18 protein-coding genes are annotated in these 24422 nt (G+C 40.7%); 8 read left to right on the top strand and 10 right to left on the bottom strand.

The genetic code is table 11. The annotated features are described in order from the left end of the window. Window positions 1–43 precede the first annotated feature (43 nt). Window positions 44–718 (bottom strand): ribonuclease HI, encoded by a 675-nt coding sequence (gene rnhA, locus BLT94_RS11490; RefSeq protein ID WP_092234163.1) that lies wholly within the window; start codon window positions 716–718, stop codon window positions 44–46. Window positions 719–987: 269 nt separating this feature from the next. On the opposite strand from rnhA, the gene BLT94_RS11485 reads away from it, so the two are divergent. The 7 genes from BLT94_RS11485 to BLT94_RS11455 all read left to right on the top strand — a co-directional run bounded on the left by BLT94_RS11485 (window position 988) and on the right by BLT94_RS11455 (window position 11451). After that, entirely contained in the window at window positions 988–4446 is a 3459-nt protein-coding gene (locus BLT94_RS11485) for a response regulator (protein WP_139169018.1), read from the top strand. Beyond that, window positions 4446–5366, top strand: coding sequence for a GGDEF domain-containing response regulator (locus tag BLT94_RS11480; protein ID WP_014958604.1), 921 nt, complete (start codon window positions 4446–4448; stop codon window positions 5364–5366). The genes BLT94_RS11485 and BLT94_RS11480 overlap by 1 nt, the downstream gene beginning before the upstream one ends. A 524-nt stretch (window positions 5367–5890) precedes the next feature. Next, on the top strand, window positions 5891–6307 hold the full coding sequence (locus BLT94_RS11475) for a hypothetical protein (RefSeq protein ID WP_014958603.1): 417 nt from the start codon (window positions 5891–5893) through the stop codon (window positions 6305–6307). 105 nt (window positions 6308–6412) lie between these two features. Next, on the top strand, window positions 6413–7525 hold the full coding sequence (locus tag BLT94_RS11470; protein WP_092234158.1) for a DUF6765 family protein: 1113 nt from the start codon (window positions 6413–6415) through the stop codon (window positions 7523–7525). An 81-nt stretch (window positions 7526–7606) separates the two neighbouring features. Beyond that, window positions 7607–10090 (top strand): pyruvate formate lyase family protein, encoded by a 2484-nt coding sequence (locus tag BLT94_RS11465; protein ID WP_092234155.1) that lies wholly within the window; start codon window positions 7607–7609, stop codon window positions 10088–10090. 1 nt (window position 10091) lies between these two features. Further along, a complete protein-coding gene (locus BLT94_RS11460; RefSeq protein ID WP_014958600.1) occupies window positions 10092–10625 on the top strand; it encodes a hypothetical protein in 534 nt (177 codons plus the stop codon). After that, window positions 10618–11451, top strand: a complete 834-nt coding sequence (locus tag BLT94_RS11455; RefSeq protein ID WP_092234152.1) for a radical SAM protein — start codon at window positions 10618–10620, stop codon at window positions 11449–11451. Before BLT94_RS11460 ends, BLT94_RS11455 begins: the two co-directional genes overlap by 8 nt. Window positions 11452–11526: 75 nt before the next feature. Here the strand turns inward: BLT94_RS11455 and BLT94_RS11450 are convergent, their stop codons facing one another. From BLT94_RS11450 to BLT94_RS11415, 8 genes are all read right to left on the bottom strand, one after another. Next, window positions 11527–13308 (bottom strand): sensor histidine kinase, encoded by a 1782-nt coding sequence (locus BLT94_RS11450; RefSeq protein ID WP_092234148.1) that lies wholly within the window; start codon window positions 13306–13308, stop codon window positions 11527–11529. 2 nt (window positions 13309–13310) lie between these two features. Next, a complete protein-coding gene (locus tag BLT94_RS11445; RefSeq protein WP_014958597.1) occupies window positions 13311–14000 on the bottom strand; it encodes a response regulator in 690 nt (229 codons plus the stop codon). Window positions 14001–14151: 151 nt separating this feature from the next. Further along, complete coding sequence (phoU, locus tag BLT94_RS11440; RefSeq protein WP_014958596.1) at window positions 14152–14799, bottom strand: phosphate signaling complex protein PhoU; 648 nt, start codon at window positions 14797–14799, stop codon at window positions 14152–14154. Between the two features lie 10 nt (window positions 14800–14809). Further along, window positions 14810–15571: a phosphate ABC transporter ATP-binding protein PstB gene (pstB, locus tag BLT94_RS11435; RefSeq protein ID WP_092234146.1), complete on the bottom strand. Its 762-nt coding sequence runs from the start codon at window positions 15569–15571 to the stop codon at window positions 14810–14812. 5 nt (window positions 15572–15576) lie between these two features. After that, window positions 15577–16434 carry a phosphate ABC transporter permease PstA gene (gene pstA, locus BLT94_RS11430; protein ID WP_014958594.1) on the bottom strand — a complete coding sequence of 286 codons (858 nt, stop codon included), beginning with the start codon at window positions 16432–16434 and terminating at the stop codon, window positions 15577–15579. After that, a complete protein-coding gene (pstC, locus tag BLT94_RS11425; protein WP_175530339.1) occupies window positions 16434–17324 on the bottom strand; it encodes a phosphate ABC transporter permease subunit PstC in 891 nt (296 codons plus the stop codon). Before pstC ends, pstA begins: the two co-directional genes overlap by 1 nt. 16 nt (window positions 17325–17340) lie before the next feature. Beyond that, window positions 17341–18153 (bottom strand): phosphate ABC transporter substrate-binding protein, encoded by an 813-nt coding sequence (locus BLT94_RS11420; protein WP_092234142.1) that lies wholly within the window; start codon window positions 18151–18153, stop codon window positions 17341–17343. Between the two features lie 208 nt (window positions 18154–18361). Beyond that, the gene (locus BLT94_RS11415; protein ID WP_175530338.1) at window positions 18362–20365 is read right to left on the bottom strand and encodes a methyl-accepting chemotaxis protein; all 2004 of its coding nucleotides are present in this window, start codon (window positions 20363–20365) and stop codon (window positions 18362–18364) included. Between the two features lie 314 nt (window positions 20366–20679). Here BLT94_RS11415 and BLT94_RS11410 point away from each other — a divergent pair, with 314 nt between their 5' ends. Next, window positions 20680–22728, top strand: a complete 2049-nt coding sequence (locus tag BLT94_RS11410) for a chemotaxis protein CheA (RefSeq protein ID WP_175530337.1) — start codon at window positions 20680–20682, stop codon at window positions 22726–22728. Window positions 22729–22732: 4 nt separating this feature from the next. On the opposite strand, the gene BLT94_RS11405 is transcribed toward BLT94_RS11410, so the two are convergent. After that, window positions 22733–24421 carry a diguanylate cyclase gene (locus tag BLT94_RS11405; RefSeq protein ID WP_092234134.1) on the bottom strand — a complete coding sequence of 563 codons (1689 nt, stop codon included), beginning with the start codon at window positions 24419–24421 and terminating at the stop codon, window positions 22733–22735. Between the last annotated feature and the right edge of the window lies 1 nt (window position 24422).

Below are 24422 nucleotides of genomic sequence, written 5' to 3'. Positions count from 1 at the left end.
CTGGGGACATCAATGACATCCCCCATTTCCATGGTTTTAACAGTTATCTTACATAACCCTCATCAACCAGCATGCCGCCTCCTTGCTGACTGGCAGCACTGTTTGCAAGGATATCGGCTCTTTCATTGAGAACATTGCCGGCATGTCCCTTGACCCATTTAAAGGACAGCTTCGGGAAATGTTCAACAAGATCAAGCATGACAGCCCAAAGATCAGAATTAAGAGCGGGTTTCCCGTCAGATTTTTTCCAGCCTTTCTTTTTCCATCCTTTGGCCCACCCCTTGGTGATCCCGTTGATCGTGTATTGGGAGTCGCTGTGGATCGTTACAGGGCAGTCACGGTCTTCAATGTTCTTTAAGGCAGTTATAACAGCCATCATTTCCATTCGGTTATTGGTGGTGTGTTGGTATCCTTGAGAAAATTCATGGGTTGTTCCGTTTGACTGAATTATGACACCATATCCTCCCGGTCCCGGATTGTTCAGGGCAGATCCGTCTGTGTAGACCGTTATACTGCCGGACTGGCCTTTGGGAATGCTCACGACTTTTTCTGATTCACTATTATCTTTTTCCCTAATAGCCGGTATCTTTGACGGCATGGTTGCAAAGACCTGATAAACACTTCCGGGATGGTTAACATGGTAAGCCTTTGCTTCTTTAGAATTTGTAAAGATTGCTCCATGTCCGGTTTTTGACGTTGATATGGTATGGTATTTCATAAAACTCCTCTTTGTCTGATTTAAATAAACAGGTGTTATATTACAATAAAATCAGATTAAATGGCAGCATAATGGATGGCCTTTTAAAATAAATAATTGATCATGCGTAAAAAACAGCTTCTCACCATCTGTTTTACGGCATTATTTGACATGTCTGATGCAATCAGACTTTTATTTTTATTTATAGTGGATTCTTATGTGGAATTTGGTATGAATTTGTGTTTAACTTAGCGTTGCTTTGGAGACTTTCCGGAAAAGGGGATTTTTTGGTGAAACTGAATAAAAAAAGAAAAAGGCTGCTGTCATTATCCGGACGTTGTACAGTTTGCTTTTTAACGGTTTGCGTTTTATTGTCAGTATCTTTTTCCATTGTTTTTTTTATTACAGGGCGCAAACAGATGATGGCCGATCTTCAAACCAGGCTTTTGAATATTGTTTCTGTCAGCCGCTATTTCGTGGATAAAAATTCCCACGAAGGCCTTCTTGATTTTAAAAAGCCAGATACTGCATTATATCGAGACATTCAAAAAAGTCTTCAAAATATTCGTGATGAAATCAATGATATCTATTATGTGTACACTATGACAGGAAATGATAAGGGAGAAATTGTTTTTTTGGTGGATGCAGAAGTAAATCCTTTGACAGCGGCAAAAATCGGTCAGGTCTATGAAGAACCGGGTACTGCCCTTAAACAATATTTTTACAAGATGTCGGGACCTCTGGTAGAAAAAAAGATATACACCGATAAATGGGGAAGCTGGCTTTCAGGGTATATCCCTTTAAAGAGTACGCGATATCCGATAATCCTTGGTATGGATATTTCCGCAAGCACAATAAAACAATACACAGATAAACTTTTGATCCAGGCAGTTTTAATTTTCTTTTCATCATTTCCATTTATTCTTCTTTTTGGTTACCTCATTGGCAAAACACTTGTTAATCCCATTATTCAGATGACCCGGGCCTCAGAAGAGATCGGTAAGGGCAATTTTGATCAAAGAATTTTTGTTGAAAGAGATGATGAATTAGGAGATCTTGGCGACAGTCTTAATATGATGGCAGAACAGCTTCAAAACAATCATGCTGAGATGGAAGCTATGATCGTAAAATACCGGGGCCTTTTTGACAACGCAATAGAGGGTATTTTCCAATCGAGCCATGAAGGAAAACTCATTACGGTTAATAAGTCACTTGCTGCCATGACAGGCTATGGATCTCCCGGGAATATGCTGGAAAAAATAAAGAATATGGATGAAGATTTTTACGCATTTAAAGAGGATAGAAAAAAATTTTTGCAGCTTATTGATAAAGATAAAAAAGTGTACGGGTTTCGATTTCAGATACGTCGAAATGACAACTCTTTTTTCTGGGCTGAAATGAATACACGTTATATTGAAAGTGAAGATCTTTTCGAAGGTAGGATTTTAGATATATCAGAACGCCTTGAGGTTGAAAAAGCTGAAAATGAACGTCTGGCCGCATTGGCTTCATCTAATGCAAAAAGCAAATTTCTGGCTAACATGAGCCATGAGATCCGTACTCCCCTTAATGCTGTTATCGGGTTAGGAGATCTCCTGAGAAGAACAGCTTTGTCTGAAAAGCAGGAGCAGTATTTGAGTAAAATGAACTCTTCTTCCCATGCTCTTCTTGCTCTCATCAACGATATCCTTGATTTTTCAAAAATAGAAGCAGGGCATCTTGAGCTTGAATCTATACCTTTTTCGCTCTATGAGGTTATAGAAAACCTCACGGAGATGTTCGGCCTTAAGGCAAATGAGAAGGAAATCGAATTTCTTGTTGCAATTGAAAAGGGAACACCCAACGCTTTAATTGGAGATCCGACACGCTTAGGTCAGATTCTCATCAATCTTACGGGTAATGCCCTTAAATTTATTCAAAAAGGTGAGATTGTTATCAAAGCGGGACTTGAGGAGGAAAAAGAGGATGGTTCTCTTGTTTTTGGTTTTTCTGTCAAGGACACTGGACCCGGAATTGAACCGTCACGCATCAACAGTATTTTTGACTCTTTTACCCAGGAGGACCAATCTGTTACGAGAAAATATGGCGGAACTGGGCTCGGTCTTGCCATCACAAAACAATTGGTGGAAATAATGGGAGGAGACATATCTGTTGAGAGCAAGCTTGGTGAAGGCAGTACGTTCTCGTTTACCGTATGCTTCAAATCCCAGCCCTTGGACAAGCAGCTGATTATTAACCCTCCAAAAGATCTTCGAGGGCTTAGCGTTCTTGTGGTTGATGATAATCAGGCAGCAAGGGAAATTATCAGTGAAATAATTGTCTCTTTTCAAATGAAGGTGGAAATTGCCTCTTCAGGTGAACAAGCTCTTTCTATGCTGAAAAATAAAAACAACACCTACGATCTGATTCTCCTTGACTGGAAAATGCCCGGTATGAATGGAATAGAAACAGCAAGGCAGATAAAAAGAAGTGTGAAATTGGATAAACTGCCTATCATCTGTATGATATCAGCCTATGGAAGAGAAGATCTCATGCAAGAAGCAGATCGGTCTTTTCTTGATGTTTTTCTTCATAAGCCGATCAATCCTTCACTTCTTTTTAACTCTATAATGGAGATCTATGGGCGAAAACGACAGGATGAAAACTTTCAGAGAAATGGCTTTCAGGAAGGTGATTTTTTAGGCAGCGCCCAGAAAAACACTGCGGCCATTCCCCACATCAAAGGAAATATCCTGCTGGTGGAGGATAATACAATTAACAAGGAAATTGCTCTGGAGTGGCTCACCCAGGCAGGATTAAACGTTCTTTGTGTGGAAAATGGGCGTGAAGCCATTGACCAGCTTGAAGCCAGGCCTTTTGATCTTGTATTGATGGATATTCAGATGCCGGTCATGGACGGTCTTGAAGCAACCCGTATTCTCAGATCAAGAAAAAAATTTAATTCTCTGCCGATCATTGCCATGACAGCCCATGCATTGAGCGGAGACAGGGAAAAAGGCATAGAGGCCGGGATGAATGATTATATAACCAAACCCATTGATCCAGCCCTTCTTTTTAAAACACTTTCCATATATCTTAAGCCTTGTTTACGATCAGGAAGAATTAACTCTTCAAAAAAGAGTTTGCCCCTCCACTTGACTGATATTGCAGGCATAGACCTTGCTACAGGGCTTTTTAGATCCAATAACAATACCCTTCTATATGAAAAACTGCTCAAAAGTTTTTACAACGATTTTTTTGATGCTTCTGAAAAGATCAAGACTATGAAAAATGAAAAAAAATATGATGATCTCAAGCGATATCTTCATTCAATAAAAGGTATTGCCGCCAACCTAGGGGCTCAAAATCTGTCCGATAAAGCCGCTGATCTGGAAACCGTACCTGATTTTTCAGGTAAAGAAAATAAAGAGTTCTTAAAAGAGATTAAAAAAGTTATGGAAGGACTTGCCGATTTTTGTAAAAAAACAAAACAAGAGATACAAACAGATCTGAATTTGCCCCCGCAACCTCCTTCTGTGATAGATGTGAATACTTTTATTAACCTTTTACAAGAAGTTGAACACGATATCTTTGATGATCTCAATTCTGTGAACCGATATATCAACAAACATGAGCATAGTTTTCAATATTATTTAGGCGCTGAATCCTTTGATCTGTTAAAATCATATCTGTCTGACTTTGCACTGGAAGAGGCTGAAGAACAGATTCAAAGTATTATTGATCATTTAACTTCAGGAGTTAATGCTTAATGCACAACAACAGAAAATCTTTGCCCAAAATTCTTATTGTGGATGATAATAAGCAGAATGTAGAACTTTTGGTCAGCCTTTTTGAACAAGAGTTCAGAGTTGTCCCGGCAACATCGGGAGAAAGGGCTCTTAAAATTGCAACATCCAAGAATCCGCCGGATATTATTCTTACCGATATTATGATGCCTGAAATAGACGGTTACCAGCTATGTACATCGCTTAAGAACAATCCTGAAACCCGTCATATTCCAGTTTTATTTGTTACGGCGATCTCAGAGGTGATGGATGCCACCAAGGGGTTTGAAGCAGGGGCCGTGGATTATATAACCAAACCTTTTCATCCTCCAATGGTTTTGGCCCGGGTCAATCTTCACCTTGCCTATCAGAGAAAACAAAAACTGTTAGAAGACTTTGCCTTTATAGATGCTCTTACCGAGATACCCAACAGACGAAGATTTGATCAGGTGTTTGAAAATGAAGTGCTTCGTGCCTGTCGTTCTTCACAATCCATATCCCTTCTTTTTATGGATATTGACTTTTTTAAAAAATATAACGATACCTATGGACATGGCAAAGGTGACAGCGCTTTAAGACAGGTCGCCCTTATGCTCCAGAGTACCTTAAAAAGAGCAGGAGATTTTGTTGCCCGTTATGGCGGAGAAGAATTTGTAGCTGTTTTGCCCTATGCCGATGAAAATGAGGCGTTTGACATATCTGTTAAAATACGAGATGCCATAGCAACACTTAAAATACCCCATAAAACCTCTGAAGTATCGCCCTATATAACTTTAAGCTACGGCCTTATAAGTATTCTTCCCGATATGAAAATAGGTTTGGAGTTAATTGTAGAAGCGGCTGACAGGGCATTGTATGAAGCTAAAAGAACAGGACGAAATAAAATCTGCCGTGGAAAAATATGATCTCAATTCTTTTTTTGGCCGGTTTGTACAATTTCGTGTCAGGGAAATACTAAGACACCTGCAAAAGATATTATAATATAAAAATTAAATTAATTTTTATATTATAATCCCTATTTATGCGTGTATTACACATCTTTTTAAAAAACTAGGGGTTTTTACCTATTGTTTTTTTCATCCTTCCTTTATACAAATAAATGGCAAAAAAATATTACTTGTTTATAGACTGTTTAACAGATTGTAATAGTAATTTACAGAGCGGAACTATGATTATATTACGCTGGGTTTCAGCTGACAGTTTGCAATTATAGTAATCCTGCTTTTATTTTTAGTTGCACGATTTGTGACTTGTTAAAATCGTTAATTTTGTTTTTTAGATCTTCATACAGTCAGATTTTTGCTTATCAATACGGTTACCAATATACTTGATAAAATTAAGTATATTATGCATAAAGCAGATATCGTCTATCTGTAAACAAATGAATTTGAGCATCATAACAATTATTTAAACTCAAGGAGGAACGATCATGAAGTTGCAGAATGTTCGCTGGAATTGGCTTAAAGCCATGTATATTTATTCCGCAGTAATAGCAAGTGCCTTTGGATTGGGCATACTACTTGCGCCCGATATGATGATTTCCATATTTAAGCTGCCCCCACAGGAACCGGTTATGTTCGGTATCACGGGTGGAGCTGATCTTTCTGTAGGTATTTGCTGCATACTTGCCTTGGTTCTGAAAACCCCCCTTAAATTTTCACCTGTTCTGTTTTTTCAGATGACTTATAAATTACTTTGGTCAATATTTGTTATCTTGCCCATTCTATTTAGGGGTGAATTGCAAGGCTATGGATGGTTCTTTTTCTTAAGCTATCTGACCTTTATTATCGGGGATATCATTGCAATTCCTTTTGCTTATATCTTTTCAAGCAATGAAGCAGAGTAAACAGGAAAACAACTGTGGTTCCCGGGCATTGCTATGAACATCTTTATGTATATCATCGCTTTTGATGTCCGGGAAACTTAAATTTTAAAAGCAAGGAGGTTTACAGTGCAAATTGATTTTCATCACACAGTTACCTACGTTACGGCACGGCTGGCAAAGTTTTCAATGCAGGATGCCAATATAATCAGCCATTCTGCTCAATATGTGGATGACGCAGTTAATTCAGGCAGCATAAAATTTCGAAATAAAGCCATGTACAGTCGGATCAGTTCAGCCCATAAAATGCTGGATTATCGAAATTTTGAGGAGCTGGCCAATCATTTTACATGGGTGCCGTTTCATTTTTTACCGGGAAACGGCGGGAAAAGGGCAGGGGATAATCCGGACGGCAGTTTTGTCAACAAGCTGGTCTGTTACCCGGACAGTTATGTTGCAGAAGATATGATGAAATCCTGCATCGACTGTCATGACTTGCCATACGGGCTGCACAGGCTGGGCATTAGCATGCATGTGCTGGCAGACACCTTTGCCCATCAGGGTTTTGCCGGTATTAATCATCAAATAAACGAAGTTGAAGGCTTAAAGAAAAAAGATGATCATAATACAACTCTTTTGGATAAGGTGGCCAACTATTTTGCTCATTGTTTTAACCGTGAGACAAGCAAAATAATCAATGATGCCTTTCCGCTAGGTCATGGTGCAGTACTGACTTTTCCGGACCTGCCCTACCTGAAATGGCAGTATAAAAATGGCTTTGGAAAAGAGATTGTGCGGGATAATACAAAAATTTTTATGGATGCCGTAAAGAGAATGCACCAGGCTATGGTCTGCTTTCGGATGAAAGATCCGGATTACACTCTGGAAGATTGGGATGAGATACCCGCCAAAGACCTCAATAAAATCGAGGAAAATTTCAGGGCCTTTGAAGATGAAGAAGGCGAAGACCGCCATATGAAATGGTTGAAATCCATTGCTGCCGGCGATTTTAGTTTTGCTGAAAAAGGCGAGGAAAACTTGTCATATATACAAAATGGTAAGGATTCGTGGAAATATAAGGCACTGAAAACGAAAAGGGAATCCGAGACAAAACACGAGTTGTTTCCATTCTCCCCTGAATTCCTCCGGAGTGACTGGAAACTGTTTCATGATGCTCTACAGATCCACAGGATTGATATCATCAGGAATATCCTCCCAAAATACGGAATCTGTGTGGCCTGACAAGGTACGTTTGAATTGATATGTTATCTTTCAATAAACAGTAAAAAATCTTTGATTTCAAGAAGTTGGAAATTCTTTCATATGAAAAGGAAATTTGACGTGTATAAAAAAACAGATGAAGTAAGAGATAAACTCAAGGAGTATACCCCTGGAAATCTGAAAACAAAACTTCCCCTGCTGGATACATTGCTGGAGTTGCACCGCAGCGCCACTGCCGCCGTCGATATTGAAAGAGCCAAGTATATGACGGCCTATCTCAAGGAAACCGAACATCTGAACCTGCCCATGCCGGTCAGAAGAGCTGAGGCTGTTGCCGGTTATCTGTCCAACAGGGAAATATGTTTCCATGACGACAATATGCTCGGCGGGGCCACCACTGCCAAAGCTCTGGGAGCCCCGGTTTATCCCGAGTTTTTTGGTTTGAGTATCTGGCCTGAGCTGGGAACTATCAGTACAAGAAAAGATAATCCACAGTTTCTTGATAAAAAAGATGCCGATATTTTGAATTTTGACGTATTCCCCTACTGGATGGAAAAATCAATGTCCGAGGAAGTCCGGAAAGTGGATCCTTTTCGGCAGGGCCTGCTGGAAAAAATGATTATCTATACCATTGCCAAGGCCGCGACCATTTCACATACCACTCCTTGTTATGAGTTGGTACTTGAAAAAGGGATTCAACGCATAATGGAAGAGGCGGCAAACAAAGAAGAGGAACAAGGCAATGATAAGGAAAAATTGTTTTTTTACAGGTCTGTCAGGATCGCGATGCAGGGCATACTTGATTATGCAGCCAATATTTCCAGGGAGGCGGCCAGGAAAGCTGATAATGAAACCGACCCGGAACGAAAAAAAAACCTTCAAAGTATTGCAGAAATTTGCAAAAGAGTTCCGGCAAAACCGGCAGAAACCTATCATGAAGCTGTAAATGCCCTTTGGATCTGTCAGGTCTGTGTGTTTGCAGAAAACTCGAACATGGCCATCAATCCAGGACGCCTTGATCAAATATTATATCCTTATTTTATCAGGGATTATGAATCCGGAGTGCTTAGTATTGAGGAGGCGCTGAATATTTCAGGGTCCTTGTGGTTTAAAATTGCCGATAATGTTAACCTTGTGCCGGAAGCTGCAGAAAAACTTTTCGGGGGTGCGGGCGCGGTTCCCGCTGTCACCCTTGGCGGAGTGGACAAAAAAGGGAACAATGCGGTCAATGAACTGACATATGTTTTATTGAAAATCACGGAGCTTTTGCCGATTCGGGACCCCAATGTAAATGCCAGGTTTCATCCGGAAAAAAATCCCGTTGAATACAGAAATGAGGTCAGCAGGGTCATCCTGACCAACAAGGCCATTCCGGCTTTTTTCAATGATATTCAAAATATCAGGACCCTTGTCAACCAGGGGGAGACTCTTGAGCATGCCCGAGATTATGCCGTCATAGGATGTGTTGAGCTGGGAAGCGCCGGAAGGGATTACAGCGCCAGTTCCTCCATATTCATGATGATGTATACAATTTTATACATGACCCTTCACAACGGCCGAACAACGGTTACAGGAGAAAAACCGCTCTGGAAGGCAACCGGTAATCCATCTGAGTTCAATACCTTTGAAGATTTCTGGGATGCCTATGCGGAACAGACAAGGCTTATGGCTGAAAATGCGATCTCATTGAACAACACCTATGGAAAGACACACCAGCAATTCCTTCCGACTCCGCTTTTGTCAGCCATATTCAAAGGACCTTTGGACAAGGGCAAAGATCTGATTCAGGGTGGGGCGATCTATAATTCTTCAGGAGTCACTCATATTGGTTTTCCTGATGTCTGCGATTCCATTTGTGCCATAAAGGATCTGTGTTTCAATGAAAACGACACCGGCATGAATCTGTCCCTTGCCGAACTGGTTGAGGCGGTTGACAATAATTTCAAAGGGCATGAGTTGCTTTGCGCATATCTGAAAAACAAGGCGCCCAAGTACGGCACAGACCATCCTGTTGCCGTTGATATTTCCGGAAGATTAATTGATCTTGGATATGAAGTGTTCAACACAAAGCAAAACTATAGGGGCGGCAATTACAGGGTTGCTTACTGGACAATGACAAACCATGCAGGATACGGCAGTGTAACAGGAGCCCTGCCCAGCGGAAGAAAAGCAAACATACCTTTTTCCAGCGGCATCACACCGGCTTCACAGATAGACACTTGTTTGACAACCGCACTCAATTGCGTTGCAGGCCTCAACAGCAAGCATATACCCGGAGCCTATGCCCTGAATATGAAATTTTCTCCCGTGGAATGTTCTCTTGAAAATGCAGATCGATTTGGAAGCGTTGTTCAAGCCTATATGGAAAAAGGCGGACAGCAGGTTCAGTTCAATATACAGGATTATAAAACTCTGGAAGAAGCCAGAGCCGATCCTGACAGCCATCCCCATCTTCTGGTCAGAGTGTCAGGATATTCTGCTTATTTTAAATCCTTGAACGAGGCAATGAAAGACGAATTGATTATGCGAAGCCAGTACAAACTCTCTTCAGGTGAATTTGTCCCATTAATCAAAAAGGAGTCTTAATATGAATTTATTTGATCAGCTCGAGGGGCTTTCAGAAAGGATGCAAAAAACACTGATTGCAAACAACTTGAGAACACTTAAAAATGATATTGAAAACGAAGTTGCCGGAGGAGCCCTGGACAACCTGCTTTATCTGCTGCTCAAGGCCATGAGCCTTTTGTTTGTTGTCAACAAAGATTACCGGAAAAACATCAAGGATTTTACCGCCTCATATGCCATCTGCAGCAGGGACAAAAAAATAGATGTTTCTGCCGTATTCAAAAAGGTCAATGTGTTGTTTGCTCAACAAGACGGGATGAAGGCTATGGACAGCCTTGTTGAAAACCCGACCACCACAGTGACGTTCAAGGACGGAAAGGCAATGGCTGATTTCCTGCTGTCCGGTAATACCGATGTGATTGCAGGGATGCTGAATAACCAGTTGAGCGTTTCAGGAAACCTGAATTATCTTTTCAAATTCATATATTTGCTGTGGCTGATTCCTGAACTGCTGGGAATCAATGATTTTAAAGAATTGTTAAAAGATCATGCATAAGTGTATCACAACCGGACCGGAGCCATTGATTTTCGATATTGCCAGAGGATCTTTTGTTGACGGTCCGGGCGTGAGGACAACAGTCTTTTTTAAAGGCTGCCCCCTTTCATGTCCCTGGTGTCATAATCCCGAATCCCAGAATTATGAAATGGAGACCATGTTTTTTCCGGAAGACTGTATTCATTGCGGCAACTGTACCAAGGGAAAAAAATGTTTTGCACTTGCACGGCGGAATATCGGGAAAACTTATTCTCCTGAACGGCTGGCAAGTCTTGTGTTGCAGGACAAACACTATTATGAGACATCAGGGGGAGGGGTGACATTTTCCGGGGGAGAATCCCTGGGGTTTATAGATTATATCTCCCGGGTAATCTTGTTGCTAAAAAAAGAGCAGATTCATATTGCCGTTCAAACCTGCGGATATTTTGATTTTAATGAATTTGTTTTAAAAATTTTGCCGAACATTGATTTGATCTATTTTGATTTTAAGATCATGGATAACGAGATTCATAAGCGCCTGCTTGGGAAGTCAAATCATCTTATACTTGAAAACTTCAGGCAGCTTCTTGAACACGATATCTCCGTACTGCCAAGGATTCCCCTGATTCCTCATTTTGTGGCAAACAAAGAAAATCTTGCCGCCATAGCTGATTTCTTTTTAAAATACAGAGTAAAGCATTGTGAGTTCCTTTATTATAATCCAGGTTCGCGGGAAAAAATGATCCGGCTGAACCGTAAGCCTCATGAGAATTTGAGTGACAAACCGGTTTCCATGGCTGAAAACAGAGCCTGGATAGACTATTTCAAACAGAAGATAAATGCCTGATAAAATATCAGGTTTGTCTATGATACTGGATGGCTTTGTCCAACAATGCGTTAAAGGTTTCAGGGTCAAAAATTATCAGGCAGGGATACTGAGCGTAAAACAGCTGCCCCGGCCTTTTGTACTTGTCACATCAATTTTCCCGTTGTGATACTGGACAATATGCTTCACAATGGCCAGTCCCAGGCCTGTACCTCCTTCGTTTCGGCTTCTGGCCCTGTCCACCCTGTAAAACCGGTTAAAAATTTTGGACAGGTGTTCCTTGTTCATTCCATTGCCGTTATCCTTGATCATTATATCCACAAACCGGCCCTGACTTGTGACCGATATGTGGATTGATTTTCCTTCAGGGCTGTATTTAACAGCATTGTCCACGATATTTATGATGGCCTGTTCCATTAAACCAGGATCAACCATGGCAGAAATATCCTCCGGGCAATCAATACTCACGGAAATGTTTTTTTTCTCAATGCTGAAATCACAATTGCTGACAGCTCCCTGAATCAAGCCTGAGATATTGTGTTTTTCAAGCTGGATTTTGGTTCCCTGAAGGCGTTCAAGTTTTGCCAGGGCCAGCAGATCATTGATCAGATCAATCATCCTGTCTACATTTTTTTCAATAATATTTAAAAAAGCTTCCCCCTCTTTAAGCTCATTTTTAACCGTCATTTGCTGAAGGGTCTCAACAAAGCCTTTTATGGTTGTAAGCGGTGTTTTCAGCTCATGGGACACATTGGCTGCAAAATCTATATGCATTCTTTCAAGTCGCCGAATCCTGGTGATATCATGAAAAATAATCAAGGTTCCCATCCGCCGTCCTGCTGTTTCATAAAGCGCTGTTGAATGGATATTTAAAATTCGTTCTTTATCCCCTGCAATAACAATATCATCTTCAACCGGCTTATGGGTTGCCAAAGCTTTTTGAATAAATTTTTGAAGTTCAAAATGCCTTGCTATTTCAAGTATATACCTGGCTTTTAACTTTGATGCTGAAAAACCAAAAACCCTGGCTGCAGCATCATTGATTGTTATGATTTTTTCATTTTTATCAATTGCAATAACACCTTCTTGCATACTGGAGTGGACTGCCTCCAATTCCATGCTTCGATTTTCAAATGCCGTGATTTTATCATCCAGGGCTTGTGCCATATGGTTCATGGTGACGGCAAGTTCAGATAATTCTTCTGATTCAGGAACCGCAATTCTTGCCGTAAGATTCCCTTTGGCAAATTCGGCAGTGCCTTTTGTCATCTCTTCAACAGGATGACTGATTCTCCCGGCAACATAAAGGCTTGTCAATCCGGCAATAATAATGGTAACCAGCAGCGCAATCAGAATATTATTCCGGATGGATTTGATCTGTGTGTCTATGCCGGAGATGGATACGGCTGTTCTCACAACAGCGGCAACCTCTTTGTCCTGCAGAACAGGCAAAGCAATATACATCATATTCTTATCCAGAGTTGCACTGTATCGCACACAGACACCTTTTTTCCGTTTCATCGCCTCCATTATTTCCGGCCGTTTCATATGGTTTTCCATGGTTGCAATATCACCTGAAGAATCCCCTATCACAACACCTGACGGCAGCAAAACCGTTACCCTGGTATCTGTTTTTTCTTCTATATCTTTGCAATGCATATCAATCTGATGATAATTATCAGGACCATTTTTCAGCATATCTGAAAATTTTTTTTGCAATAATGTTGTCCTGATGGTCAACTCTTTTTCCGAGTTCTTCAGAAAAAACTTTTTAAAATAACTGGTTGAGTATGATGTGATCGCTGAAAGCGAAAGAAAAATTATCAAAAGAAACGAAGGGAAAATATGCCAGATTAATTTCTTTTTTCTTTTTTCCATTTTTATTCTTTAAACCTGTAACCAACACCCCGGACGGTTTCAATAGAGGATGCATGATTTTTTAATTTTTTTCTCAGGCCGACAATAACAACATCAACACTTCTTTCGGTTACAGAATAGCTTTCACCATGAATTGCATCAACAATCTGTTTTCTGGTAAAGACCCACCCCTTTTTGTCCACAAGAAAGGAGAGCAGTTCAAATTCTGAAAAAGTCAGATCCAATACATTTCCTTCAATTGTCACCAGATGCTTTGCCCGGTCAATGATCAGATCTCCTTCCTGGTTGATCCTTTCCGGCGGCTGGCCCAAATCTTTTTTACGGCGGCGTAATATGGAACGGATTCTGGCAATCAGGACTTTGGGGCTGAAGGGTTTTGAAATATAATCGTTGGCACCGATTTCAAGCCCTATAACGATGTCGGATTCTTCTCCTTTTGCCGTGAGCATGACAATGGGAATGTAACTTGTGTTGTCATTGTTTTTAAGGTATTTGGTGACCTCAAGTCCGTCAATTCCCGGCAGCATCAGATCAAGGACAATCAGATCCGGATGGAATTGCTTGGCCATTTTTATGGCCTGTTCACCGGTTAATGCCGTCAATATGCCATACCCTTCATTTTCCAGATTATATTTGATCAACTCAACAATATCTTCTTCATCATCCACGATCAGAATGGTTTCTTTTAACATCTTTTTTTTCCTGTATGCATAAATTTATTATTGTTTCAAATAACTGCCACTGGCAGACCTGGTCATTCAACTTGGTTTGCCCACAACAAAACATGAAAGTCACTGTTGAAATTTTCGAAAACTTTCATATAAAAATTGAGAGGCCGGGCATTTAAGTATGCCTGATAATTTCGCCCTCTATCAGATAGATCACCTCTTCCGCAATATTGGTGGTATGATCCCCGATACGTTCCAAATGCCTGGAAATAAGGTACATATTAATAATTTCACCCACCATTTCAGGATGTTTTTGTATGTCTTCTTTCATTGAATCATAGGCATCATTTCGCATGATGTTCACATCAGAGTCCATATCTCTGACTTCATATGCCATATCCACATCCATTTTTACAAGGGCATCCAGACTCATTCTGAGCATTTTTGCAGTCTGCTCTCCCATGGCAGTATAATCATACCTGAACTTATTGGGATTTTCAGAAGATGCCTTGAACCGTTTTGAAATATTTGCTGCATAATCCGCAATTCGTTCAAGGTCATTGTTTATCTTGACAACTGCCACAAGAAAACGCAGGTCCATGGCCACCGGCTGGTACAGCGCAAGAATCTTCAGGCACTCCTCTTCCACTTCGATTTCACGTTCATCCACTTCAAAATCCGTATCAATGATGGTCTGTGCCAATTTTAGATCTTCTGTTTTGATGGCATACACAGCTTTTTTAAACCGGTCTTCCACCATGGCCCCAAGGGAGAGGATCTCTTTTTTTATTTTTTCTATTTCTTTTTGCAAATGGCTTGCCATGATTTTCTCCTTATCCGAATCTTCCGGTAATATAATCTTCGGTCTGTTTTAATGCCGGTTTGGTAAACAAGGTGTCGGTATCGTTGACTTCTATGAGTTTTCCCATATAAAAAAAAGCGGTTCTGTCAGACACCCGTGCTGCCTGCTGCATATTATGGGTGACAATGATAATGGTCAGTTTTGAAGACAGGGTGGTGATCAGTTCTTCAATTTTTTGCGTGGCAATGGGATCAAGGGCTGAAGCCGGTTCATCCATCAACAGCACGTCAGGTCCCACAGCAAGGGCTCGGGCAATGCACAATCGCTGCTGCTGGCCCCCGGAAAGACCAAGAGCGGATTCGTTCAACCGGTCTTTGACTTCATCCCAGATAGCGGCCTGTTTTAAGCTTTTTTCCACAATTTGAGTGATTTTTGCCCTGTCTTTAACGCCATTGACCTTTAATCCGTAAGCAATATTTTCAAAAATAGATTTGGGAAACGGGTTGGGCTTTTGAAATACCATGCCGACCCTTCTTCTCAGGCTCACCACATCAACCAACGGATCGTAAATGTCATTTTCATCCAGCATGGCCCGGCCCTTGACCCGGATGCCGGGAATCAGATCGTTCATGCGGTTCAAGCATCTTAAATAGGTGCTTTTCCCGCACCCTGACGGACCGATAAGCGCTGTTACCTGGTTTTCGATAAACTCAATTGAAATTGTGTGAAGGGCCTGAAAGTTACCATAAAAAAAACTCAGATCCTGAGTATGCATTTTAAAATTGTGTTTCATTGAAGCTAAATCCTTAACTTTTTTCTCATTTTAGACCGCAGAATGATTGCTGCAAGGTTCATGCCGAAAACCAGGACAATCAGCACAAGGGCGGTTCCGTATTGCAGGTGCCTTGTGGCTTCAATATTGGTTCCTGCCGTGGCCAATACATATATGTGATAGGGCAATGCCATGACTTCATCCAGAAGGGAACCGGGAAGATCAGGGGTAAAAAAAACAGCGCCGGTATACATGATCGGGGCGGTTTCACCTGCCGCCCGGCTCAACCCCAGTATTGATCCTGTAATAATTCCTGGAAAAGCTGACGGCAGCACCACTTTTCTTATGGTCTGCCATTTGGTTGCCCCCATGGCAAGGGAAGCTTCACGATAGGTGTTGGGAACGGCCTTTAATGCCTCTTCAGAAGCACCGATGATCACGGGCAGGGTCATGATCCCCAATGTCAAGCCGCCTGCTGCAATGGATACTCCCATTTTCAGTACGATACAAAAAAAGGCAAGTCCGAACAATCCAAATACAATGGACGGAACCCCGGCCAGATTGTTAATGCCCAGGCGGATGATCCTGACCAGTTTGCCCTGTCTTGCGTATTCATTTAAATATATGGCAGAGGAAACCCCGATGGGCAACGCCACCATAATGGTCATCAAACAAAGAGACAATGTTCCCACAATACAGGGTAAAATGCCGCCTGCCGTCATGGAATCTTTTGGCGGCTGGGTTAAAAATTCCCATGAAATGGCCCGCCATCCACGGGATACCATGAAATATACAATCACTAAGAGCGCTGCACCATTGAGCAAAGCCGCTGCTTTTAACAATAAAAAAAATATCTTCTGTGCCAATAACCTCTGTTTTATCATTATAAGGATGCCTCTCCCACCTGCCTGAATTTATAGGAAATATAATCGGCAATCAAATTAAAAACAAATGTAAATGCAAACAACACAATGCCAATGGCAAACAAAGCGTGATAATGCTCACTTCTGAATGGTGCTTCAGCCATTTCCGCTGCAATGCTTGCCGGCAATGGCCGTACCGGATCAAAGATGGATGAGGGTATCATGGCAGCGCCGCCTGCGGCCATCAACACCACCATGGTTTCTCCGATGGCACGGGACAGCCCGAGAATAACGGCTGTACATATGCCGGACAATGATGCAGGGATAATAACTTTTGCAATGGTTTCAAAATGGGTGGCCCCCAGGGCAAAAGAGGCTTCTTTTAAAGCCGTGGGGACGGAAAATACAGCATCCTCTGAAATACTGCAAATGGTGGGAATGGCCATGAACGCCAGCATCAGGGATGCGTTAAACATGTTTAACCCGACTGGAATGTTAAAAAGTTTTTGAATAAACGGCGCCACAACCACCATACCGAAAAAACCAATGACAACCGATGGCATGGAGGCCATCAGTTCCACAATGGGCTTGACTATTTCAGCAACCCGGGGGGAAGCAATCTCCGCCAGGTAAACGGCTGTCATTATTCCCAATGGAACCGCCATCAAACCTGAAAGAAGTGTGACACACAAGGAGCCCAGAATAAGGGAAAGAATTCCGAAATCCGCAGGGTCATCCGTGGGATACCAGAACTTGCCGAAAACAAACTCTTTGATACTGATATGCTCTAAAATGGGTATGCCTTCTATAAAAAGAAATACCATGATCAAAAACAAGGCGGTTATGGAAAACAGTGCAATGAGCAAAAATCCTGACTGCACTGTTTTATCAATATGCTGACGTTTCAACATTTTTCTCCGTTACACATTAGAACAGCGGGATGGACCCGGCTTGTTTTACAAGTTCCTGTCCCTTTTGTGACAGGATAAACGATAAAAACCCCATGGTATCACCTGTCGGCCATCCTTTTGTAAACATGAACAAGCCTCTGGCAATGGGAAATGATCCGTTCAAGGTGTTTTCTTCTGTTCCGGGTGTTCCGTTGACTTTTACAGATTTGATGTCGCCATTCAGATAGCCCAGGCCGACATACCCTATGGCACCCGGTGTGTTTGCAACCGCCTGGACAATACCGCCGTTTGAAGGCACGGTCAGTGCGCCGGGAATGACCCGTTCTTTTTTCATGACCAGATCTTTCCATACGCCAAATGTTCCGGACGAACTGTCCCGTGAAATCACGACGATTTTACCAGGTGTTCCGCCGACCTCACTCCAGTTTGTTATCTTTCCAAGATAAATATCCTTCAGCTGTTCCAGGCTAAGATCGTCAACCGTGTTTTTGTAATTTACAACCGGAACTATCGCGTCCAGTGCAACCCTGAAGGGCACTGGATAAACGCTCTTGTCGTGTGCCAGATCAACTTCTTTTTGCTTGATAAAACGCGAGGCGTTCCCAATGTCGGCCGTACCGTCAATGATCGCTTTTATTCCGTTCCCGGACCCTCCGCCGGAAAGCGAAATTTTTACGTCAGGATGTTCGGCCATATAAGCTTCAGCAGCTTTCTGAGCAATGGGCAAAACCGTTGTAGAGCCTTTTATCACCAATTCTCCTGCAAAAACACTTGATGATATCATCAGTAAACAGAGCATAAAAATAAATACGGGTACATATTTGTTCATATTTTCTCCAAAATAATTTTAAAGATTGTATTATTACAATTGACCTCATGGTTAATTTAAAGAGGAGTCTACTAAGTTTATATTAGAATTTTATTAGAGTTGTGTTACGGCAACATTAAATGATTCCGGTGCGGAATGCTTTCAGAGTTTGCCCGGTATGTTGTATATGAAAGTATATTGCCAGGGCTTTTTTATTGTCGATGTATAATTAACAATCAGGACTTCCGGTCAATTCTGGATCGGATTTAGTGCCATCGGCCATAATTGGAAACGCTGCAATATCCCAGGTTCTGTTTTTGCTGATTTTTTGATCTGTTTTAAGTGGGTTTCCCAGGGCTGTTATCGGCACTTCTTTTGTTGTTATCTTTTCCGGGTGTTTATCTTCTGTTAGTGTCATGTTTGCTGTATGGCCTTGGCAGTTGTGACGATTTGATGTGCCGGATGTTCCGATAACGGCAATTAGATTTTGTACCATTTGAATCATTTTCCGGGCTTCCTGCAACACACTTTTTGATGCAATAGCCGACTCTTTTGCATGGGCTGTATGCTGCTGAATTAATCTGTCCATTTTTATCACTGACGCATCTATCACACCTATGCCATCGGATTGTCTGCCGGACTCTTCCACAATCTCTTTAATGCAGGTTTTCATATTAACAGAGTTATCCAAAACCTCCAGAAAAGTATCTGAAACCTGCTGCATCATATCAATGCATTTTATGACATTATTCTCAGTGGTATGGATGAAATTTTCGCTAACCTTGGCTGCTTGTGCAGACCGTAAAGACAAATTCCTGAACTCTTCAGCCACAACGGCAAATCCGGCTCCTGACTCTCCTGCACGGGCGGCTTCGACAGAGGCGTTCAAGGATAATAAATTGGTCTGGAATGCAATGTCATCAATGGTTTTAATAATCCGGGCCGTTTCTTTGCTCGAATCCTCCAATTCTCCCATGGTGATTTTCAGCTCATTGAGCATACGGTTGGATTTATTTGAAACCAGCTGGTTCTGATCAACCAGGCGATTGGCCTGATCGGCATGGTCGGCATTGTCTTTTATCATGACGGATATCTGAGATAAAGACGCAGCCGTATCTTTCATGGACATGGCCTGTATACCTGCACCATTTGCCACTGAATTGCTGGCAGCCGTAACCTGGCGTGCAGCATCCGTGACATTTGCAGCACTTTTTTGAAGTGCGGATGCAACAAGTTCCACCGGAGTTATTATACTTCGGGTAAAATAAAGACCTGCCACAAGGGACATCAAAAGAAAAACACTGCCTATCAGGATGGTAAATCGCTGAAGAGAGTCTGCCACTTTCATAAAATCTTCAACTTTCTGAGTGACAACAATCGTCCATTTTTTTGCATCAACCGTTGAAAAACCTGCTATTTCATGCAGGCCGTCACAATTGTATGTGTCAAGGCCGGTTTCCATTGATAAAACAGTTTTGGCAAAAGATTCCATGCCCGGTTGCTTTTTTATGTTGGTTTTCATGACATGTTCAGGATCAGGATGGGCAATGGTACGACCATTTTGATCAATCATATAAGCGTATCCTGTCTGGCCTATCTGTGTTCCGGTTATAAGATTTGAAACAGCATCCAGTTTCAGGGTCATTCCGACAGCACCTGCAAATTGTTCACGTTTATCAAGTATGGGGGCACAAAAAACAATGACCGGTTTCTGGTTAAATTTGGACAATAAAACCTCGCTTGAACAAGGTTCTCCGGATTTTTTGGTATTTATAAAAAAATGTTTTGCACTTATATCCTTGCCGAAAAAAGGAGTTTCCCCGGAACCAAGAGTCCCGGCAAAAATAATACCCTGGGCGTCAGCTATAAAAATACTCTCGTAGTTTGCACCCATTTTTTTAACGGTTCTGTGGATGGTCTTATTCAGCCTCTTGGCAGTCAGATCATCAATGCCCTGTCCTCCGTAAAACCGGATATCCATACCCCCAAAAGACCGGAAATTTTCAGCAAGACTGCGGATAATTCGAATTTGTTCTGCCAGCACCAGATTTGTTGACTGTGCAAGACCGGCTGCAATTCTGACCGCTTGCACCTTGGCATCATCTGACACGGTCTGTTGTATTTTATGGCCTGAAAAGTAGCCGAGAACCAGCATTGGAAGAGTTACCATTAAAGCCGCCGCCATCATAAGCTTGAACCGGATGCTTTGTTTTTTTATGTTCAATTTTTTCAAAATCACCTCCATTACACCCATAATTTTATAAGTAAATCATGTGCATGATCGTCTTTATTTGGGCAACCCTAATCAATCGGTATTCAAAAATCAAGTTAGCTTTTGGTTAGCTGGAATGCAGGAATTTTCCAAACCAAAACTCAATGACAAAAGGATATTTTATGACCGATTTGGAGCAGCTGATATTTGAGATTAATGCAAAATTAATGATTATATTGCAGTTGCTTTTTACCTGAGCGTCTGATATTTTTTTATGCATTTTATCGAATTGTTAAGTGATGTTTTCAACATCTTCATTTATAAGGATTATTATTTTGCACTCAAGCTCTGAAATCAGAAGTAAACTTGAAGACCTCTCTATAGAATTTATCCTGGTTGATGTTGATAACCCTGAGTCATTTTCAAATAGTATCACCTTGTTAAAAGACATTAATAACATGTCAAAAAAAAGCGGCATGCATGAGATTACCTCATGTGTTAAACAGATCCGCAATCATATTGAACAAGTAACAACTTATAAAAAAAATGAAAATCATGACGCCTTAATTCATATTGAAGATATCATTTCAGAAATGAAATTGATCGTCGATCATTTAACCCTGGGCCAACAAACTGATAATGAAATTTGCAAGGCATCAAACTCCAATCCGCCTGAAACTGCATCAAAATCTACGAATAAAAATACAAGTATACGCCATCCTGAAACACTTCCTTCTTATTTGAGCATGGAGGATTTTGCTGAATTTTTATCCTCTCAGCAGTCAGTTCTGGATAAATTTGAAACTCTTGTTCTTGAATTTGAAAAAGGTGACCTAGTACATTCTCCAAAAGAGATGAAACGTATTATCCATACAATAAAAGGAGAAAGTGGTTTTCTGGCGCTAAAAGAAGTTGAAAAAATCTGTCACCGGACTGAGGATTTGTTTTCACAAGACGTGACTGTAAAATTTGCTGAAATTCTTTTTAGCGTAAAAGACTGGTTGTCTGATACATTTTCAGTGTATTCAGGAGCAGATGCTTCTCCAAAAGATTCCGAACAAATTCTTAAATTACTTAAAGAGTATGAAAACAAATCAGGTATGGAGCAAAAAAATCAAAATGATTTTGCTTCTCATCACAAAATGCCTTCTGATACTCAACCCGTAAAGGCAGAAGATGCCAAAAGCAATACGTCTGTAAAAAAATCCATAAGGGTTGATTCAGACAGATTGGATCATTTGATTGATACAATCGGCGAACTTTCCACTGCAGAAGCTATGGTAATCCGAAATAACGACAACAAAGACAAAAAATCTTCCGAATACAGAAATTCGCTGCGAGCGCTCAGTGAGATCACAAAAGAACTTCAACGAATTGGACTGTCATTAAGGATGGTTCCTTTAAAAGCTCTGTTTAACAGGATGAAAAGAGTTGCAAGAGATTTGTCAAACAAAAACAACAAGCAATTTGATTTTATCACAAAAGGAGAAGAAACAGAGCTGGATAAAAACCTGGTTGACGGCCTGAGTGATCCGCTTATTCATATTATTCGAAACAGTGTCGATCATGGCATTGAACAAAACATTCAAGATAGACTTAAAGCAGGTAAACCTGAAATTGCCACGGTGACTCTTGAAGGATATCACAAAGGCGGCAGTCTATATATTGAAATTACAGATGACGGGAAAGGAATTGATACCAAAAAACTTATTGAAAAAGCTATTTCAACAAGAATAATTGACGACGCATCCCAGCTTGATCAAAATTCCATTTATAATCTTATTTTCCACCCGGGGCTGAGTACCGCAGATCAAGTCACTGATATTTCAGGCCGAGGAATTGGTATGGATGTGGTAAAAACAACAATCAACCAATACAATGGTAAAATCCATATTGAGTCCACACAGAAAATCGGAACAAAGATTCAGATAAAACTTCCCTTAACCCTTGCGATTATGGATGGTATGATTGTTGGTGTTGGTGATCATAGATATGTAATCCCAACCCTTTGTGTTTTGACTTCCATAGAACTCAAACCTGATATGATTTCAAGCGTCTTTCAAAAAGGTGAATTTATTAAAGTACACGGCAAGATTATCCCTTTGTTCAGGCTTCATAAATTTTTCAATCTTTCCAATGATATCTCAAATGGTGCCTCAAATAACAATACGGGTATTGTTGTCGTAGTGGAAGACTCCGGGTTCAAAGCTGCACTGCTGATAGACAAGCTTCTTGCCAAGCAAAATGTTGTTAGAAAAAATTTGGGCACTTTAATGGAAAATATTCCAGGCATTTGCGGAGGTACAATTATGCCGGATGGAAAAGTCTGTCTGATTCTTGATATAGCAAGGATAATATCAATCGCAAATGGAATATCCACTTAAAATATCATAAAAATAAAATCCTGTTTCGACCCATATTCTTGGCTTTATAAAGAGCTGCATCCGCTTGTTTTATGAGCATATCAGACTGTTTTGAATTGCTGTCCTTTGATTTTTTCAGGAAAGCCACTCCAGCACTCAATGTTATTTGAAAAGAAATGTGATCATATTTAAACACATAATCAGCCACATCGTTTCTTATTCTTTCACAGACGATTTCAGCTCCGTTTCGGTCCGTATCCGGCAAAATCAGGCTAAATTCTTCTCCCCCATACCGACAGGGAATATCATATTCGCGAACTGCATTTTTAATAATATCAGCAATTTTTTTTAAAACCGCATCACCAACCACATGACCATATGAATCGTTGACCATTTTAAAGTGATCAAGATCAATCATGCAGAGTGCTAATTTTTTTTGATATCTTTGTGCGCCGGAAATTTCACGAATCAGAGCTTCAGTAAAATATCGCCTGTTATAGATGCCTGTCAGTTCGTCTTTTGCAGACAAATCTCCCATTACCACCATTGCTCTTTCCTTATCCTGATTCAGATAATGCTTTTCAAGAACAAATTCAATGGATTCCAACAAGGATTCTTTGTCCAGTTTTGTTTTAGACAAATAATCACCTGCTCCATGCCGAAGTATTCTTGAAGCGATACTCTCACTTCCTTGGCCTGTAAGAATAATCACAGGAAGATTTAATTTTTTCAGGCGTAAAAAATCCAATAATTCAAAAGCATCTCCATCAGGCAATAAATAATCAAGGACAATCAGATCAAAGTCTTTTTTTAGCAGCAATGATTTGGCATTGCTCAAAGAATCGGTATTCTTTATATATTTGTATTTTGTATCCTTTAGCAAGGCGCGGATATTTTCAAAATAAGCATGATCATCTTCCACATGTAAAATTTTTTCTTTCTGATGAATGTCTACAATGTCAGCTCCGGCACTGTAAGTTTTTTTGACAATACGTTTGACCCTTTGTATCTTTTTGATGATATTTGCGATCCTGTTGCCTGAATCACTTATCTTTGAAATATATTCGGTTAGTTTTTCAGGATCATTTCGATCCAGCTTCAGTAATTCAATATTTCCGAGAAGAATCATCAATGGTTGATTTAATTCGTGAGCTGTTGCACCTGCCATTTGCAATAGAACTTTAAGTCTTTCTTCTTCAATAGCGGTTTTTTGCTGTTTAACAATTTCTTCATTCGCTATCCTGAGTTCTTGCTCCACCTTTTTTCGTTGTTCAATTTCCTGCCGGGCTTTTTTTTGCATTTCCCGGTAATCAATGATTCTGTAGGACAGTTCAGTAAAATCTTTTATGGCAAAAAGAGCGTAATACTGATTGTCTCCCTCTGCGGGAACATTTGAAACAGTTGTTTGCAATATCCTGAATTGACCATTTGAAAGTTTTGACGGAAAAAGATGCCCGTGAAGCTGGGATGAAAATATTGCAGGAGGCCCCCCTGAGAGGATAGGATCTATTCTGCAGGTATATTTTTTTTCATTAAAATGAGGGTATATTGTTCCCAGTTTTTTGTTTAAAACGTCAGCTTTTTTTTTTTTTGTCCAGGATTCAATGCAATTGTTCCAAAAAACGATATTATATGCTTTATCAACCACACAAATAGCTATGGGAACATTATCAAGTAAACGGAATTGTTCAAGGGAATATATTATTTTATTCATT

It is taken from the genome of Desulfobacula phenolica, assembly GCF_900105645.1.
GTDB classification, from domain to species: domain Bacteria; phylum Desulfobacterota; class Desulfobacteria; order Desulfobacterales; family Desulfobacteraceae; genus Desulfobacula; species Desulfobacula toluolica.
The sequence above is the reverse complement of the archived record's forward strand: the minus strand, read 5'-3'. Positions and strand labels throughout refer to the sequence as shown.